We start from the raw sequence: 16,482 nt of genomic DNA on the forward strand, positions 1-16,482 counted from the left end.
ATGACGAGCGACACCGAGACCGTACGGGTGGTGCCCGTACGCCACTACGGGCGCTGGCTGACCGCGCTGCTGGTGGTCGGGCTGACCGTCCTGTTCGCCCGGGCCCTGCTGGACAGCCCCAACCTCGAACCCGGCACGATCCGGGAATACCTCTTCAAGGACTACGTCCTCGACGGCGTGGTCACCACGCTCTGGCTGACCCTGCTGGCGATGGTGCTCGGCACCGTCGGCGGCGTACTGCTCGCCGTGATGCGACTGTCGGCCAACCCCGTGCTGCGCGGCGTCTCCTGGGCCTTCATCTGGGTCTTCCGGGGCACCCCGCTGCTCGTGCAGATCATCTTCTTCGGGTTCCTGGGGGCGCTCTTCCCCCGGCTCACCCTGACCGTGCCGTTCACCGACACCGTCCTGTTCGACCAGCCGACCAGCGTCGTGGTGACCGGCACGGTCGCCGCCGTGCTGGCCCTGTCGCTCAACGAGATGGCGTACGCCGCCGAGGTGATCCGCGGCGGCATCCTCGCCGTCGACGCCGGCCAGACCGAGGCCGCCGCCGCCCTGGGCATGAGCCCCACGCTCACCCTGCGCCGGGTGGTGCTCCCGCAGGCGATGCGGGTGATCATCCCGCCGATGGGCAACGAGACCATCACCATGCTCAAGTCCACCGCCCTGGTGTCGATCATCGCCGGTCGTGACCTGATGACCGCCGTGCAGACCGTCTACCAGAACAACTACAAGGTCATCCCGCTGCTGGTGGTGGCCGCAATCTGGTACCTCGCCCTGGTCAGCCTGCTCTCGGCCGGCCAGTGGCTGATCGAGCGGCGGTTCGGCCGCGGTTTCGCCCGGGGAGGCGTCCGATGACGGTGACGGAGAAGGCCGCCGTGCCGGCTGCGGAGCAGACCGGCAGGCCGATGGTGCGCGCCGAGGGCGTCACCAAGCGGTACGGCCCGGTCGAGGTGCTCAAGGGCATCGACCTGACCGTGGCGCCCGGGGAGGTGACCTGCCTGCTCGGCCCCTCCGGCTCGGGCAAGTCCACCTTCCTGCGCTGCATCAACCACCTGGAACGGATCGACGGCGGCCAGCTCTGGGTGGACGGCGACCTGGTCGGCTACCGCCGCCAGGGCGACCGGCTCCACGAACTCAAGGCCCGCGAGGTGGCCCGCCGTCGCCGGGACATCGGCATGGTGTTCCAGCGCTTCAACCTCTTCCCGCACCTCACCGCCCTCGGCAACGTCATCGAGGCCCCGGTACGGGTGCTCGGCACACCCCGCGAGGCGGCCCGCGCCGAGGCGATGCGACTGCTGGCGCGGGTCGGGCTGGCCGAGAAGGCCGGCAGCTACCCGGGCCAGCTCTCCGGCGGCCAGCAGCAGCGGGTGGCGATCGCCCGGGCGCTGGCCATGCACCCCAAGCTGATGCTCTTCGACGAGCCGACCTCCGCGCTCGACCCGGAACTGGTCGGTGACGTGCTCGACGTGATGAAGGGGCTCGCCGCCGACGGCATGACCATGGTGGTGGTGACCCACGAGATGGGCTTCGCCCGCGAGGTCGCCGACAGCGTCGCCTTCCTCGACGGGGGTGTGGTGGTGGAGTCGGGGGCGCCGGCCGACGTGCTGGGCAACCCCCGCCACGAGCGCACCCGCTCCTTCCTGGAGAAGGTGCTCTGATGGATCCACTGCTCGCGAAGGCCGGGGACCGGCTCGGGGCGTACCACGAGCGGCTGGCCCGGCTGGTCGCCGTCGACTCCGGCTCCGGTCAGGTCGACGGGTTGCGCGAGGCCGCCGACCTGGTGCAGACCTGGTGCCTGGCGGCCGGGCTGGCGGTCGAGCGGGAACCGGTGGCCGACCCGTCCGGCACGCCGCTCGGTGACGTGCTCATCGCCCGGCGGCGGGGCCGGGGACAGCGGCGGATCCTGCTCGCCGGACACCTCGACACCGTCTTCCCGCCCGGCACGGCCGCCACCCGGCCGTTGCGGGTGCACGACGGCCGGGCGTACGGGCCGGGGGTCAGCGACGACAAGGGGGGCCTGCTCGCCGGGCTCGCCGCCGCCGAGGTGCTGATCGGGCTGGGCCGGGAGGAGTACGGCGAGCTGGTGCTGGTCTGCACCCCGGACGAGGAGATCGGCTCGCCGGGAAGCCGCCCGCTGCTGCGTACCCTCGGCGCCGAGGCCGACGTGGCCCTCTGCCTGGAATGCGCCCGCGACAACGGCGATCTGGTGTCGGCGCGCAAGGGCGTCGCGGACCTGGAGATCGTGCTGCGCGGCCGAGCCGCGCACGCCGGCATCGAGCCGGAGCGCGGGGCGAACGCGCTGCTCGCCGCCGCCCGGCTGACCGTCGCGCTCGACGCGTTGAACAGGCGCTGGCCCGGCGTCACGGTCAACGTCGGCGTGCTGGACGCCGGTGGCCGGCCCAACGTGGTCGCCGACCGCGCCCGGATGCTGGTCGACCTGCGCGCCTGGCACACCGGGGAGTACGCCTCGGCGCTCGCCGAGATCCGCCGGCTGGTCGACGAGCCGACCGTCCCCGGGGTACGCGCCGAGCTGGCCGTGCACGCCCCCACCCCGCCGTGGGAACCCGGGCCGGAGGAGCGCTGGCTGGCCGAGCTGGCCGGAAAGGTCGGCGCGGGCCTCGGCCTGCCCGTCTCGCACACCGCCACCGGCGGCTGCGCCGACGCCAACCTGCTGGCCGAGGCGGGGGCGACCGTGCTGGACGGGCTCGGCCCGGTCGGTGGTGACGACCACAGCCCGGCCGAGTGGCTGGACCTGGACTCGGTGGTGCCCCGGGTGGCGCTGCTCGCCGGCCTGATCGACGAGGTGGCCCGCCGCTGAACGTGCCGAGGGCCGGCCTCCCCTGGCGGGGAGACCGGCCCTCGGTCGATGGTGCGGGATCAGGAGCTGTAACCGCGGCCCGCGATCCAGTTGGCCAGCTCGGCGGTCTCCATCCAGTACTCCTGGACGTCCGGGGCCGCCGGGTCGGCGATCTTCACGGTGTTGCCGTTGTCCTTGTACTCCACCACGGTCACGTAGTGACCCGGGAAGCCGCGCACGTTGCCGTCGACGTCGTACGCGTTGCCGAGGACGTTGGCGACGATCGGCTCACCCGCGGCCACCGCGGCCTTGACGTCCGCCCGGAGCCGCTCGATCTGCTCCTTCGAGGCGACGTCCGTGCTGAGCTCGGTGGTCTTGTACTTGCCGTCGGTGTACTCGTTCAGCACCCGGGTGATGTCGAACGCCGAGTCGGTGCCGTTCTCGGTGGTGCCCAGCTTCTCGGCCAGCTCGTCCAGGCTGACGGTCTTGCCCGCCGCGGCGGACAGGGCCATCCCGGTCGACGTCGGGCCACAGTAGTAGAAGTTGGGCTGCGCCTGGTACTCGTAGCCGGCGCGGCTCTGGTCCTTGCTGTTGCCCTTGTCCTTGCTGTTGTCCCTGCCCTCGCCCTTGTCCCTGCCCTGGTCGGAGACGACGGAGGCCGCCTTCTCGGCCGGCGTGGCCTGCGCGGCCAGGGCGGGGGCGGCGACGGCGCCACCGGTCATCACCAGGCCGGCGACGGACAGCATGCCGTTACGAAAGATCGTGTTCATGGTCGAGACTCCGTTCGGGGGTTGACGCCCGGTCACGGGGACCGGACGCAGCACCGGGAAAGGCGCTCGGCTCATCAGGGGAACTGCGGACCGCTCGGCCCGCCGCTCGCTCACGGAGGTGCAACGACGGCCGGCCCGGACCCATTCCGGCCCGTCACCAGCCATGCACCCTGCGTACGAAGACGTAACCAGCCGCTGCGGCCCCCGATTCCGCACCCCCGGTGACCGCCATCACGGTCCAACCGGACATCCACCCCAAACCTCGCGCGCGCGGCGTCAGTCACCTGCGCGCACTTTCGGAGAAAGCGTGACCAAGCGGCGCGAAATAGCCAGTTTTTTCGGAAAGCGCGAGCCGGCCAGGGCGTCAAGTGGGGGTGGGTCAGGGGGTTGGGGGGAGGGAGCCGAGGAGGCGGGTGACGGTGATCTCGATGACGACGCGTTCGGGGTTCGGGCGGGGCTGGCGGTAGCGCTCGGCGTAGCGGCGTTCGGCCTCGGTTACCGACGCCGGGTCGGTGCGGAGCACCGCTCGCCCCTCGATGGTCAGCCACCACCGCCCGTCGAGGTGGCAGACCGCGACCGGTGTGCCGTCCGGACCCGCGGCGGCGACGTGCCGGGCCTTCGCGGAGCCACCGGAGGTGATCACCCGGGCCAGCCCGGCGTCCGGGTCGAAGGTGACCCCGACCGGCACCACGTGCGGGGTGCCGTCGGCGCGCAGGGTGGTCAGCGTGGCGAGATGCCGCTCCCGGCAGAACGCGACGACCCGCTCGTCGTGCGGGTCCAACCGATGATCGCCGGCCATGTCCGTCCCTTCCGGTCCGGTGCTGCGCCGGCCCGCCCGATCATGGCACGGGGCGGCGTACCCGGTCCTGACCAGGGGGAGTGTCCGGCTGGCCGGGCGACCGGAGAGCGTCCTTGCGGCGCTGATGGGCCAGCCGGGTCAGATAGATCAGCGCCCCGGCGAGGATCCCCATGTCGTCCAGGAAGATCGGGTCGGGCAGCACGTCCACCGGGAAGATCGCGTAGACCAGCGCGCCGTAGAAGGCCACCTTGCCCCCGACACCCAGCGTGCCGAGCATCCGGCGGGTGCGGACCACCCGGATCGCCAGCAGCACCGCGCCGACCAGCGTCGCCAGCGCCAGGATGGCGCCGATGACGACGAGGACCAACGTCTCGCGGGACATGCCGTCACGCTAGCCGAACCAGGCACCCGCCGCGCGGACGTGGCCCTCGACGGGCGACGCCCGTACCGCGGTCGGCGCGGGTCGGGGTCAGTAGGCGGCGACGGCCCGTCCCCGCGCGACGCCCGCCGACTCCCGGGCCGGCTCGGCGACCGGCCGCCGGGTCTCCGGCATCGGCACCACCGACTCGGCCCCCTCCGGCCGGCGGTCCAGCGCCGCGAAGGCCTCCTCCCGCAGGCTGCGGGCCGCCGCGGCGGCCATGTCGGCCGCGCGCCACGCCTCCCGCTCCCGCTCCACCGCGGCCCGGTGCCGGGCGGCCAGGTTGTCCCGGATGCCCCGGTGCAGCATCAGTTCCTGCTCGACCGGGTGCCGCCGCGGGTCCCAGCCGTTGCGGTGGGCGAAGACGTCGCTCAGCTGCTCCTCCGAGAGTTCCTTGCGCTCGTACGCGTCCAGTGCGGCCCGGTGCAGGTACCGCTCCCGGTCGGCGTACTCGGCCGGGGTGCGGACCGTGCCCGGCAGCGGCATGGCGGCGGCGGCGGAGAGCCGGCGGACGTCCGCCTCGGCGGCCTCGTACGCCGCCCAGGCCGCCTCGACCTCCTCCTGGGCGACCAGCCACTCGGCGCGCCGCCGCCCGGCGGTGGTGGACGCGCGCTCGGCGGCCACCGCCACCTCGCCGGCGTACCGGTGGCGTTCGCGTTCCTCCTCGGCCACCTCCATGGTGCTGGGCAGCGCGGCCTGCCGGATCCGCCCGGCGACGGCGGAGCGCAGCCAGTCTGGACGGACGACCAGCGCGGCGACGGCGACGGCCGCGACGGTGAGCAGGAGCAGCCAGATCACGGCGGCGGCGGGGACGTCGGGCAGGACGGAGGAGAAGACGGTCGGCATCTATCAGCACCTCACGGCGGGAACGATGGACGGGCGGGCCGGGGCGAGCGGGGCGGTGGGCGTACCCGGGGAAACGGACGGACCGCGCGCCGCGACGGGGCGGGACGGTGGTCCGGCGCCCGGGTGGGCACCGCGTGGCTCAGCGCCGGGGCGGGCCGCGCCGGCCGGTGGCCTCCCGGACCGGGTCCGTCGTCGCCGTCGGCGCGGACGCGGCGAGTGGCCCGTCGGTGACGGCGTCACGCCGGGCCGGGATCGGCCGGGCAGGGGAGTCGGTGCGCTGCTCGTCGGTCGGCCGGGTGGTGGCCGGGGGCTCGGCCACCCGGGCGACGGTCACGGCGGGCCGGGTCGGCGCGGCGGTGGCCGGAGCGGCCGTCGGGGCGAACAGGCCGCCGAGACCGACCGCGAGCACCAGGGCGGTCAGCGCCAGCCGGGTCAGATCGCGCAGCGTCGCCAGCCGGAAGGGGCGGGTGGACGCTACGGGCAGCACGACTCCAACCTATCGCCACCCGCCGGAGCCTGCAGCGGACCGACGGCGTCGGCGGACGTGACCCGGGCCACTCGCTCCCCATAGGACGCAGTTCCGTCGATGCGGCACGCGGCCGCCGGATGCATCGACGAGAACGACGCCGCCGCCCGAGCCACCGATGCTGGGCGGTCCCGAACGCGAGGAAGGCCCACCCGGAGTCTCCCGGGTGGGCCGTCCTCGCGTCGTCAGGTCAGCGATCGCCGCCGAGCACCGGCGGGGCGGTGTCGCCGCCGTCGTGCCACACCATCTCGTCCTCGGTGAGCCAGGTCAGCCGCTCGTCGCTCTCGTCCTCGCCGTGCTGCCCGCGCCCGCCGATCACGCCGTTGCGGCCGGCGCCGCCCGCCATGGCCGCCCGGTTGGCGGGCGCTCCGCCCGTGCCCGGCCGGCCGCCGCCGTTGGCGCTGCCCACCTGACCCGAGGCCAGCCGGCCGGTGCCGGCGGCGGAGCGGTTCTCCATGCCGGTGACGCCGGTGCCCGGCCGGACCGGCGTCGCGGCGGACGCCCGGCCCGAGGAGGCCAGCGCGCCGGTGCCGAGCACCCCGCCGGCCGCCATGCCGGCGGCGGCGCCGAACGCCATGCCCGAGCCGGTGCCCGAGGCGCCGCCCGTCGCGGCCCCCGCGCCGGCCAGGCCCGCGCCCCCGGGCAGTGCGCCGCCGGTGAGCGGGTCGGCACCGGCGAGCGAGGTGCCGGTGCCGACGAGGCCAGCGCCGGTGACCGGCGTGGTCGTCGTACCCGTGCCGTCGCCCCCGATGCCGGTGCCGGTGCCGCCGGAACCGGTCGTCGGACCGTGCGCCGGGCTGCTGGAGGTGGCGACCGTGGCGCCGCCACCCGGACCGCCGACGCCGGTGCCGGGCCCGGAGGCCGGGCTGCCCACCGACGGGCCGGCCGTGGTCGTGGCGCCGGTGCCGTCGGCGTCGCCGGGCAGCCGCGGCGGCGGGGCCGGCGGGTCGACGACCCGGCCGTACGAGGCGACCTCGTAGCCCGCGGCCAGGTCGGCCACCACCTGCACCATCCGCTGGTGGGCCTTCTCCTGCTCGGCCTTGTCCTGCTGGTGACCCAGGATGCCGCCGACGATCATCCCCGGCACGCCGAGGACCAGACCCTTGGTCGCCCCGTCCACCGCCTTGTCGTGGTCGTCGGTGGCCTCCGGGCTCTCCGCCTTGCCCTGCGCGGTGCGCAGCTGACCGGCCATCAGGGACAGCGCCTGCCGCACGTCCGCCGTGCCCTCGGCGAGTTCGGACGAGTAGCGCACGACCAGGGAGAGCCGGTCGTGGAACTCCCGCGCGGCGTCGCCCGTCCAGGCCGGGGCCAGCTTGTCCAGATCGGTGCCGAGGTCCCGGGAGAGGTTGTCGAGCGTGTCCCGCAGGGAACTCCACTGGCTGGCCAGGTTGTCGATCTGCTGCGGGTCGCCGGCGCGCACCGCGTCGTAGAGCTCGCGGTGGCTGACATGCTGGTAACGCTGGGTGTACTCAGACACGACGGTCCCCCCGCTCCTTGAGCGCCTCGTCCACCCCGTTGAGCGCGGCCTCGATGTCGGCGGCGCTCGCCGCGTTGCGCGCCTCGGTGGTGCGGTAGTTCGTCATGATCGTCTGCGTGGCCGTCCGGGACGCCTCGACCGCGCGGCGCAGCCGGGCGACCCGCTCGGCGTAGCTCGCCTGGATCTCGCTGTAGCGTCGGGCGTTGCTGCTGGCATCGGTGAACGTGCCGAGCGCGGGCGGGGTGCACTGGAGCTCGGTGTTGAGCTTCTTCAGCGCCGCCTCGGCCTGGGTCAGCCGTTCCGCCAATCGCTGGTGAAAGTCCTCCAAGGACAGAACGTCGACTGTCGTACGCCCGGTCATCGCAGCATCCCCGTTGTCCATAGTCGATACGTCGGCCACGCTCAGGCTAGTCGACCGGCGCCAGCCCGGGCGACCCGTGAAACCGCCGTCGGCACCCCTCAGCCGCCCTGCGCCGGCGCCTCCGTGGCCGCCCGCGCCGCCGGTGACGGGGTGCCCGGGCCGTCGCCGGGGGCGAAGTAGGCCAGCGCGTCGCGCCGCTCCAGCGTCGGGCCGGTCGGGATCAGCGAGAGCAGGGACGCCGGTACGACCAGCGGCTTCACCCCGCCGTAGCCGAGCGCGGCGACCGCGTCGCCGGAGCGCTTGCCCAGCGGGTACCGCACCCCCTGCGAGCTGATCAGGTAGACCGTGGCGCCGGCCGCCGCCTCGGTGCCCTCCCCGGCGCCCGGGGCGGCCTGGACCAGCACCCCCTTGCCGCCGGGCAGCAGCACCTCCTCGGCGGTCTCGACGGCGTCGCGCGCCCCCTGCCGCACCCCGGTCGCACCGGCGGCGCCGGCCAGCTCGGCCGGCGTCCGGTCGAAGACCTCCAACGTGGTGGTCGGCGGGCCGCCGGCCGGCCCCGGCCGGTAGCTCGCGCAGACCACCGTCTGCCCCGGGCGGACCTGGTGCAGCGCGGGCAGCGTCTGCGGCATGCCCTCGGGCTCCAGCCGCCGGCCGGCCAGCTCGCCCACCTGGTCCGGGCTGATGTCGGTGACCTGACCGCCGTCGCTCTGCAACAGCAGGGCGCTCACCTCGCCGATCGAGACCAGGCCGTCGCGGGTCAGCACGTAGTGCTCGCCGGCGGCCCGGAACACCTGGCCGATGCGGGCCGGGCGGCCAGCGACCGACCGGCTGCTCGGCGTGCCGTCGCCGTCGATGCCCAGCTCCCGCAGCATCGGCCCGGCCGGCACCGCGTTGAGCAGCTGCGCGCCGACGTCGAGGACGGTGGCGTTGGCCATCCGCAGCGCGGCCAGCGCCGGGTCCCCGCCGACGATCTGGAGCCGGGAGCCCCCGGTGAGCAGGAAGCGCTGCCCGTCGTTGCGGACCAGCACCGCCCGGTCGGCCAGCGGCGTCCCGCCGGGCAGCGGCCGGTTGATCACCACCCGCGTGGTCGACCGCCGGGAGTCGCCCGGGTCCGGCACGTCGCAGACCGACCAGGGGAGCCCGACCAGCGACTTGCGGTCCGGCAGCGCGTCCGGGGCGCCGACGATGCCGACGGTACGACCCCGGGGCCGGTCGGCGATCGACGCGCGGGACATCGTCCGGGTCGGCGGGTCGGCCTCATCGAGGATCAGCCGGGCGGAGGCGTAGTTCAACGTCGGATGCAGCACCCCGTCGGCGAAGACGTACGTCGCCCCGGTCTCCCGCTCGATGACCAGCGTGTTCGCCTCCAGCGGGGCGGTGTTCCCGGTGAACTGCCCGTACGCCCCGGCCCCGCCGAGCACGATGGCGGCGGTGAGCACGCTGCCGATCACGGCCATGCCGAGGCGGCGCATCGGCAGGTTGGTGGTCTCGGGATCGCCGGAGAGCAGCGCGGAGACGATGCGGCGGGTGACGAAGCGGTACGCCTGCACCTGATCGCGGCGGGTCCGCATGGTTGACCTCCGGCGGGGGTGGGTCCGCGACGATCAGGTCCGAACTCCGCCGCGGGCTTCCCTACGATAAGGGCCGTGGACGGGCCATCGCCGACCCCCGCCCGCCCTCCGGCACCGCACCGCCCCGCCGGATGCCGATGATGTCCAGAAGGGACGCTCGCCGATGACGCAGCTCCAGGCGCCGCCCGGTCGTACCCCCGCCGCTCCGGCCGTCCCGGACGACCGGCCGGTGGTGCCGGCCGACCGGAGTGGACGCGGTCGGGTCGGTCCGGTCGCCGTCGGTCAGCTCGTCGTGCTGGAGCTCTGCGCGCTCGCCGCCTGGGCCGCGCTCGGTGGGCCGGGCTGGCTGGTCGGCGTGGTCGGCGGCCTGGCCGCGCTGACCACGGCGGCGGCCTTCGCCCGGCGCGGTGGCCGCTGGTGGTACGAGGACCTGCTGCTGCGCCGCCGGCTGGGTCGCCGCCGCGAGGAGGCCCGGGCGGCCGTCGCCCGGGGTGCCGTGGTCGACCCGCGGCTGGCGGCGCTCACCCCGGAATTGAATGTGATCGAACTCACCGAGCGCGGTACTCGGCTCGGCATCGGTCAGGACGGGCGCGGCTGGTTCGCCGCGGTGGCGCTGACCGGGCGGCCCGGGGCGGCGGCGGGTTCGATCGAGGCGGCCGTGGTGGACCGCGCCCTCGAGGTGCTGGCGGACTTCGCCGGCCCGGTCACCCTCACCCAGGTCGTGTCGCACACCCTGGTCTGGTACCCGGCGCCGGGCGCGCCGCCGGCCGCCCACCGGACGGTCTGGGTCGCGCTGCGCCTGTCGGTGCCGGACGCCCGTACCGAGGCGGTGACCCGGGGCGGCGGCATGCGCGGTGTGCACCGCACGGTCGCGACCGGCGTGGGACGGCTGGGCAAGGCGTTGAACGCGGCCGGGCTGAGCCACCGGGTGCTGGGCCGCGACGAACTGCGCGCCGCGGTGGTCTCGGCGGCCGGCCTCGACCTCGCTCCCGCCGCTCCCGTGGAGACCTGGACGGGGCTACGCGGCGGCGGCTGGACCCAGCTCTGCCTGACCCTGCGCAAGCGGCCCGGGGCGTCGCTGGGCACCCTGGTGGACGCGATCACCTCGACCTCCGCCCCGTCGCACACGGTGGCGACGGTGGTGGTGCCGGGCGGGCGACCGGTGCCGCCGCTGCTGCGCGTCGCCGCCATGGACGGCCACGTCGAGGCCCTGGTCAAGGTGGTCCGCGACATGGCCCGCCGGTGCGGCGTCCCGGCCCGGCCGTTGGACGGCCAGCACGGGCCCGGGGTCTACGCCACCACGCCGGTCGCCACCGCGGCCGGCACGATCAGGGTCGGAGATTGACGATCCAGCCGTAGAGCCCGCACACCCAGAACGCCAGCGGCACCAGCGAGACGATCAGCAGGATCTCGACGATGTCCAGGGTCCGGCCCCAGACCGGCGAGATCCGCTTGCCCGCCACGCTCAGGCCGTAGATCAGGCTGATCACCGCGGTCAGCAGCAGGCCGCCGAGGACCAGCCCGAGCCGCGTCGCCAGCGAGCCGCCGGCGAAGGTGGCCGCCGCGGTCAGCGCCAGGCCCGCGGTGCCGGCGAAGAGCACCGGGGTGCGCTGGGCGCGCCCGATGAACGGCCGGGCCCGCAGCAGCGACAGCAGTGCCAGCACCAGGCAGAGCAGCACCGCCGGCAGCCGGCCGTTGACCGCGAGCACCACCTGGCTGCCCAGCACCACCAGCGACACCGTCCACAGCAGACCGGTGAGGAACGCGTCGGCGCGCTCGCTGAGCCGCAGCACCCGGCGGCCGTCGACGGTCTCGGTGTCGGTCTTCAGGTCGTCCGGGCCGGTGGGGATGGACGGCACGGGCAGCCGGGCGAGCCGGTAGGCGGCCATCGGCAGGGCCGGCAGGGTCGCGAACGCGACAGTCGCGACGATCGCGGCGGCAGCCGCCGCCCCGATGCCGAAGGCCAGCGAGAGCAGCGCGCCCATGCCCAGCGCCCCGCCGACCGCGAGGGCGCCGAAGAACAGCGGCATCCGGTCACCGACCGCCAGCGCGGCGACCGCGCCGAAGAGCACCACGGCGGTACCGGCCAGCAGCAGGTGCGGGCCGGCCAGCTCGGTCAGCGTCCGGTCACCGCCCAGCACCAGCAGGCCGCCGACGGCGGCGTACCCGAGGCCGGCCATGGCGAGCATCGCGCCGGTCCGGCTGTCGCCGGCCGCGCGGGACAGCACCGCCGCGCCCACCACCAGCAGGACCGCCATCAGCAGGGCGGCCACCGCGCCGGGCAGCTGCGGCGGGCCGGCGAGCAGCGTGACGGCCGCCCCGACGCTCAGCGTCACCGCGGCCAGCAGCACCGAGAACGACCGGGTGGTGCCGACCTGCCAGGTGCCGGGGCGCTGGTTGGTCGCCGTCGCCACCGCGTCCACCACGTCGTCGAAGACGATCTCCGGGGCCGCCGCCGCGCGCGGGTTGAAGTAGAGCACCTCGCCGTCGCGGACGCCGAGCTGCGCGGCGGTGCGGCCACCGTCGAGCGGCTGGCCGCCGAGCCGGGCCAGGCTCCACCCACCGTGCCGTACGCCCTCGTCGGCGAGGTCCTCGCCGGCGTACCGGAGCAGGGTGGGCAGCAGGTCGGCCAGTGGCACGTCGGAGGGGAGCGCCAGGTCCATCCTGGTCCGGGGCGCCACGATGGTGATCCGGCTCAACCCGCCGGTCGCCGACTTCGTCGCCACTGTGGCCTCCTCGTGTTCTGTCAGATCCACCTCGGCCGGCGGCCTCGCCCCCGCGGGTCCACGATGCCCACGGGAGATTACCTACGATGGCGGGCACGTACGATGCCCACCCGACGACTCAGGTCGGTCGCGAAACCGCATCAGGGCCGCTTCTGGGGAGGAGACAGCCGTGAGCACGGTGGTGTTCCGCCGGCTTCCGCGTCAACCGGGTCCCGCGCTGCCGCGCGGCGAGGTGTTGCTGGAGTCCCCTCCGGAGCTGCCCGAACAGACGCCCCGCGGCATGGGTCAGCTGTTGATGATCCTGCCGATGGTCTGTGGCGTCGGCGCGATGGCCTTCCTCTACGCCGGCCGGGGCGGCGGCATGATGACGTACGTCGCCGGTGGCCTGTTCGGTGTGTCCATGTTGGGCATGGCGCTCGGCACGCTCGGCAACGGCGGCAACGACAAGGCCGAGCTGAACGCCGAGCGGCGCGACTACATGCGCTACCTGGCCCAGATGCGCAAGCGCACCCGGCGCGCCGCCGAGCAGCAGCGGGCGGCGATGACCTGGCGGCACCCGGAGCCGGACGCGCTCTGGTCGATCGCCGCGTCCCGGCGGATGTGGGAGCGGCGGATCACCGAGGACGACTTCGGTGAGGCCCGGATCGCCACCGGGCCGCAGCGCCTCGCCGTGGAGATCGTCCCGCCGGAGACCAAGCCGGTGGAGGACCTGGAACCGATGAGCGCGATCGCGTTGCGCCGGTTCGTCCGGGCCCACTCCAGCGTGCCCGAGCTGCCCACCGCGCTCTCCCTGCGGGCGTTCAGCCGGATCGTGCTGCGCGGCGACCGGGAGCCGGTGCTGGACCTGACCCGGGCCGCGCTCGCCCAGCTCGCCACCTTCCACGCCCCCGACGACCTGATCCTCGCGGTGGTCGCCGCGCCCGACCGCCAGCAGGTGTGGGACTGGGCCAAGTGGCTGCCGCACGCGCACCACAGCGCGCGGACCGATGCCGCCGGCGCGCGCCGGCTGGTCTTCGCCAGCCTGGCCGAGGCCGAGGAGTCGCTCGCCGCCGAACTGGCCGGACGGCCCCGCTTCGCCCCGGAGGCCAAGCCGCTGACCACCGCCCCGCACGTGGTGGTGGTGATCGACGGCGGTGAGGTGTCGGCGACCGCCCAGCTGATGGGGCCGGGTCTGCTCGGCGCCACCACCATCGACCTCTCCGGCACCATCCCGCGCGACGCCGGCCGCTGGCTGCTCTGCCTGGACGCCGGCGACGGCAGCTCGCTGGAGCTGGTCCGGGGCGCCTCCAGCTCCCGGCTCGGCACGCCGGACCGGCTCAGCGCCGAGGCCGCCGAGGGGCTGGCCCGGCAGATCGCGCCCTACCGGCTCTCCCAGCAGCCGACCACCTCCGACGAGCCGCTGGCCCGCAGCATGGAGCTGCCCGACCTGCTCGGCGTCGGCGACGCGGCGGCGGTGGACGTGCAGCAGACCTGGCGACCGCGCAGCCACCGGGACCGGCTGCGCATCCCGCTCGGCGTGGGCCCGGACGGCAACGTCGTCGAGCTGGACTTCAAGGAATCCGCGCACGAGGGCATGGGCCCGCACGGCCTGGTGATCGGCGCGACCGGCTCCGGCAAGAGCGAGCTGCTGCGCACGATCGTCGGCGCGCTGGCGGTGACCCACTCGTCCGAGGAGCTCAACTTCGTCCTGGTCGACTTCAAGGGCGGCGCGACGTTCGCCTCGCTGGAGGCGTTGCCGCACACCAGCGCCGTGATCACCAACCTGGCCGACGAGCTGCCGCTGGTCGACCGGATGCGCGACGCGCTCGCCGGCGAGATGACCCGCCGGCAGGAGGTGCTGCGGGCCGCCGGCAACTACGTCTCCCGGTTCGACTACGAGAAGGCCCGGGCCGCCGGTGAGCCGCTCGCGCCGATGCCGAGCCTGCTGATCATCTGCGACGAGTTCAGCGAGCTGCTCGCCGCCAAGCCGGACTTCATCGACCTCTTCGTGATGATCGGCCGGCTGGGCCGGTCGCTCGGCGTGCACCTGCTGCTGGCCAGCCAGCGGTTGGAGGAGGGGAAGCTGCGCGGGCTCGACACCCACCTGTCGTACCGGATCGGTCTGCGGACCTTCTCGGCGGTGGAGAGCCGGATCGTGCTCGGCGTGCCCGACGCGTACGAGCTGCCGAACGCGCCCGGCCACGGCTACCTGAAGACCGACACCAGCACCATGCTGCGGTTCCGCGCGGCGTACGTCTCCGGGCCGTACCGGGCTCCGGGAGAGGGCCAGCGGTCGTCGCGGGCCCTGGTGCAGCGGCGGATCGTGCCGTACGGGGTGAACTTCGTGCCGGTGCAGGTCCCGCAGGCACCGGTCGAGGTGGCCCCGGCCGAGGAGAAGCCGGCCGACGGCAAGGCCGTGGCGATGCTGGACGTGCTCATCGAGCGGCTCAAGGGCCGGGGCACCCCGGCTCACCAGGTGTGGCTGCCCCCGCTGGCCGATCCGCCGAGCCTCTCCGAGCTGCTGCCGCCGCTGGCCGTCCACTCGACCTTCGGGCTCTGCACCGCGACCTGGCCGGGCCGGGGGCAGCTCACCGTGCCGGTCGGCGTGGTCGACCGCCCGTACGAGCAGCGGCGCGATCCGATGATGGTGGAGCTGGCCGGTGCGGGCGGCAACGTGGTCATCGTGGGCGCCTCGCTCAGCGGCAAGAGCACCCTGCTCCGCTCGATGATCGCCTCGCTGGCGCTGACCCACACCCCGCGCGAGGCGCAGTTCTTCTGCCTCGACTTCGGCGGTGGGGCGCTGCGCAGCCTGGACGGGCTGCCGCACGTGGCCGGGGTGGCCGGCCGCCGGGACACCGAGGCGGTACGCCGCACGGTGGCCGAGGTGGTGGCGGTCCTGGACGACCGGGAGACCCGCTTCGCCCAGCACGGCATCGACTCGGTGGCCAGCTACCGGCGGCGCCGGGCGGCCGGCGAGTTCGCCGACGACCCGTTCGGCGACGTCTTCCTCGTGGTGGACGGCTGGAACACGCTGCGCCAGGAGTACGAGGAGCTGGAGCAGACCATCACCAACCTGGCCAACCGCGGCCTGGGCTTCGGGGTGCACGTGGTGCTGACCGCGGTGCGCTGGGCGGAGGTCCGGATCAACATGCGGGACCTGCTCGGCACCAAGCTGGAGCTGCGCCTGGGCGACGCGAACGAGTCGGAGATCGACCGGCGGGCCGCGGCGAACGTGCCGACCGGCGCGCCGGGTCGCGGCCTGACCCGGGACAAGCTGCACTTCCTCACCGCGGTCTCCCGGATCGACAACCGGCGTGACATCGACGACCTGACCGAGGCGTCGGCGAAGCTGGCCCGGCACGTCGCCGACGCCTGGCCGGGCTCGCCCGCGCCCAAGGTGCGGCTGCTGCCCCGCAAGCTGCCCTTCGACGAGCTGGTCCGGGTGGCGGACCGCTCCGCGCCCGGCCTGCCGATCGGCGTCAACGAGGCGGCGCTCGCGCCGGTCCACCTCGACCTGGCGAACGAGCCGCACCTCACGGTCTTCGGCGACGCGGAGTGCGGCAAGACCAACGTGCTGCGGCTCATCGCCCGGGGCATCACCGAGCGGTACACCCCGGCCCAGGCGCGGATCGTGATCGCCGACTACCGGCGGGGCCTGCTCGGCGCCGTCGAGGGCGACCACCTGCTCGACTACGCGCCGTCGAACCAGGTGTTCAGCCAGGGCCTCGGGTCGATCCGCAGCGCCCTGCAGAACCGGCTGCCCGGGCCCGACGTGACCACCGCGCAGCTGCGTGACCGCAGCTGGTGGAAGGGGCCGGACCTCTACATCCTGGTCGACGACTACGACCTGGTCGCCTCGGGCGGCAGCAACCCGCTCAGCGCGCTGCACGAATTGTTGCCGCAGGCCCGCGACATCGGCCTGCACCTGATCGTCACCCGCCGGGTCGGCGGCATCGCCCGCGCCCTCTACGAGCCGGTCCTGCAACGCCTGCGCGAGCTGGACTCGCCCGGCCTGCTGATGTCCGGCAACCGCGAGGAGGGGGCGGTCTTCGGCACCCTGCGTCCCAGCCCGCAGCCGCCCGGCCGGGGCACCCTGGTCCGGCGCCGCGACGGTCAGCAGCTGATCCAGACCGCCTGGGTCGAGCCGGTGTGACGCGGTGACCGGCCTCGATCCGGTCACCCCACTCGGCACCGAAGTGCGTCGATGTGAGG

General features: G+C 74.7%; 14 protein-coding genes. 5 read left to right on the forward strand and 9 right to left on the reverse strand.

The genetic code is table 11. The annotated features are described in order from the left end of the window. From V6U88_RS12025 to V6U88_RS12035, 3 genes are read left to right on the forward strand one after another with little or no spacing between them, the layout of a single operon-like run. Entirely contained in the window at positions 1-855 is an 855-nt protein-coding gene (locus tag V6U88_RS12025; RefSeq protein ID WP_334452472.1) for an amino acid ABC transporter permease, read from the forward strand. Continuing rightward, on the forward strand, positions 852-1,658 hold the full coding sequence (locus V6U88_RS12030) for an amino acid ABC transporter ATP-binding protein (RefSeq protein WP_334452474.1): 807 nt from the start codon (positions 852-854) through the stop codon (positions 1,656-1,658). Before V6U88_RS12025 ends, V6U88_RS12030 begins: the two co-directional genes overlap by 4 nt. After that, a complete protein-coding gene (locus V6U88_RS12035; RefSeq protein WP_334452475.1) occupies positions 1,658-2,818 on the forward strand; it encodes a M20/M25/M40 family metallo-hydrolase in 1,161 nt (386 codons plus the stop codon). Before V6U88_RS12030 ends, V6U88_RS12035 begins: the two co-directional genes overlap by 1 nt. 59 nt (positions 2,819-2,877) lie before the next feature. Here the strand turns inward: V6U88_RS12035 and V6U88_RS12040 are convergent, their stop codons facing one another. The 8 genes from V6U88_RS12040 to eccB form a co-directional block, all read right to left on the reverse strand. Further along, positions 2,878-3,567: a C39 family peptidase gene (locus tag V6U88_RS12040; protein ID WP_334452476.1), complete on the reverse strand. Its 690-nt coding sequence runs from the start codon at positions 3,565-3,567 to the stop codon at positions 2,878-2,880. A gap of 379 nt (positions 3,568-3,946) precedes the next feature. Then, on the reverse strand, positions 3,947-4,366 hold the full coding sequence (locus V6U88_RS12045) for a pyridoxamine 5'-phosphate oxidase family protein (protein WP_334452478.1): 420 nt from the start codon (positions 4,364-4,366) through the stop codon (positions 3,947-3,949). Positions 4,367-4,406: 40 nt separating this feature from the next. Next, positions 4,407-4,748, reverse strand: coding sequence for a YkvA family protein (locus V6U88_RS12050; RefSeq protein WP_334452479.1), 342 nt, complete (start codon positions 4,746-4,748; stop codon positions 4,407-4,409). Between the two features lie 87 nt (positions 4,749-4,835). Next, complete coding sequence (locus V6U88_RS12055) at positions 4,836-5,630, reverse strand: hypothetical protein (protein WP_334452480.1); 795 nt, start codon at positions 5,628-5,630, stop codon at positions 4,836-4,838. 139 nt (positions 5,631-5,769) lie between these two features. Beyond that, positions 5,770-6,117, reverse strand: a complete 348-nt coding sequence (locus V6U88_RS12060) for a hypothetical protein (protein WP_334452482.1) — start codon at positions 6,115-6,117, stop codon at positions 5,770-5,772. A 229-nt stretch (positions 6,118-6,346) separates the two neighbouring features. Further along, positions 6,347-7,633, reverse strand: a complete 1,287-nt coding sequence (locus tag V6U88_RS12065) for a WXG100 family type VII secretion target (protein WP_334452484.1) — start codon at positions 7,631-7,633, stop codon at positions 6,347-6,349. After that, complete coding sequence (locus V6U88_RS12070) at positions 7,626-7,994, reverse strand: hypothetical protein (protein ID WP_334452485.1); 369 nt, start codon at positions 7,992-7,994, stop codon at positions 7,626-7,628. The genes V6U88_RS12065 and V6U88_RS12070 overlap by 8 nt, the downstream gene beginning before the upstream one ends. A gap of 98 nt (positions 7,995-8,092) precedes the next feature. Continuing rightward, the gene (gene eccB / locus V6U88_RS12075; protein ID WP_334452487.1) at positions 8,093-9,565 is read right to left on the reverse strand and encodes a type VII secretion protein EccB; all 1,473 of its coding nucleotides are present in this window, start codon (positions 9,563-9,565) and stop codon (positions 8,093-8,095) included. Between the two features lie 163 nt (positions 9,566-9,728). Between eccB and V6U88_RS12080 the strand changes: the two genes are divergently transcribed. Continuing rightward, complete coding sequence (locus V6U88_RS12080) at positions 9,729-10,910, forward strand: type VII secretion protein EccE (RefSeq protein WP_334452488.1); 1,182 nt, start codon at positions 9,729-9,731, stop codon at positions 10,908-10,910. Here the strand turns inward: V6U88_RS12080 and eccD are convergent. After that, a complete protein-coding gene (gene eccD / locus V6U88_RS12085) occupies positions 10,894-12,291 on the reverse strand; it encodes a type VII secretion integral membrane protein EccD (RefSeq protein ID WP_334452490.1) in 1,398 nt (465 codons plus the stop codon). The two genes, V6U88_RS12080 and eccD, sit on opposite strands and share 17 nt — an antisense overlap. 169 nt (positions 12,292-12,460) lie before the next feature. On the opposite strand from eccD, the gene eccCa reads away from it, so the two are divergent. After that, on the forward strand, positions 12,461-16,423 hold the full coding sequence (eccCa, locus tag V6U88_RS12090; RefSeq protein ID WP_334452491.1) for a type VII secretion protein EccCa: 3,963 nt from the start codon (positions 12,461-12,463) through the stop codon (positions 16,421-16,423). Positions 16,424-16,482 lie beyond the last annotated feature (59 nt).

It is taken from the genome of Micromonospora sp. CPCC 205739 (assembly GCF_036906795.1).
Classification (GTDB): Bacteria; Actinomycetota; Actinomycetes; order Mycobacteriales; family Micromonosporaceae; genus Micromonospora.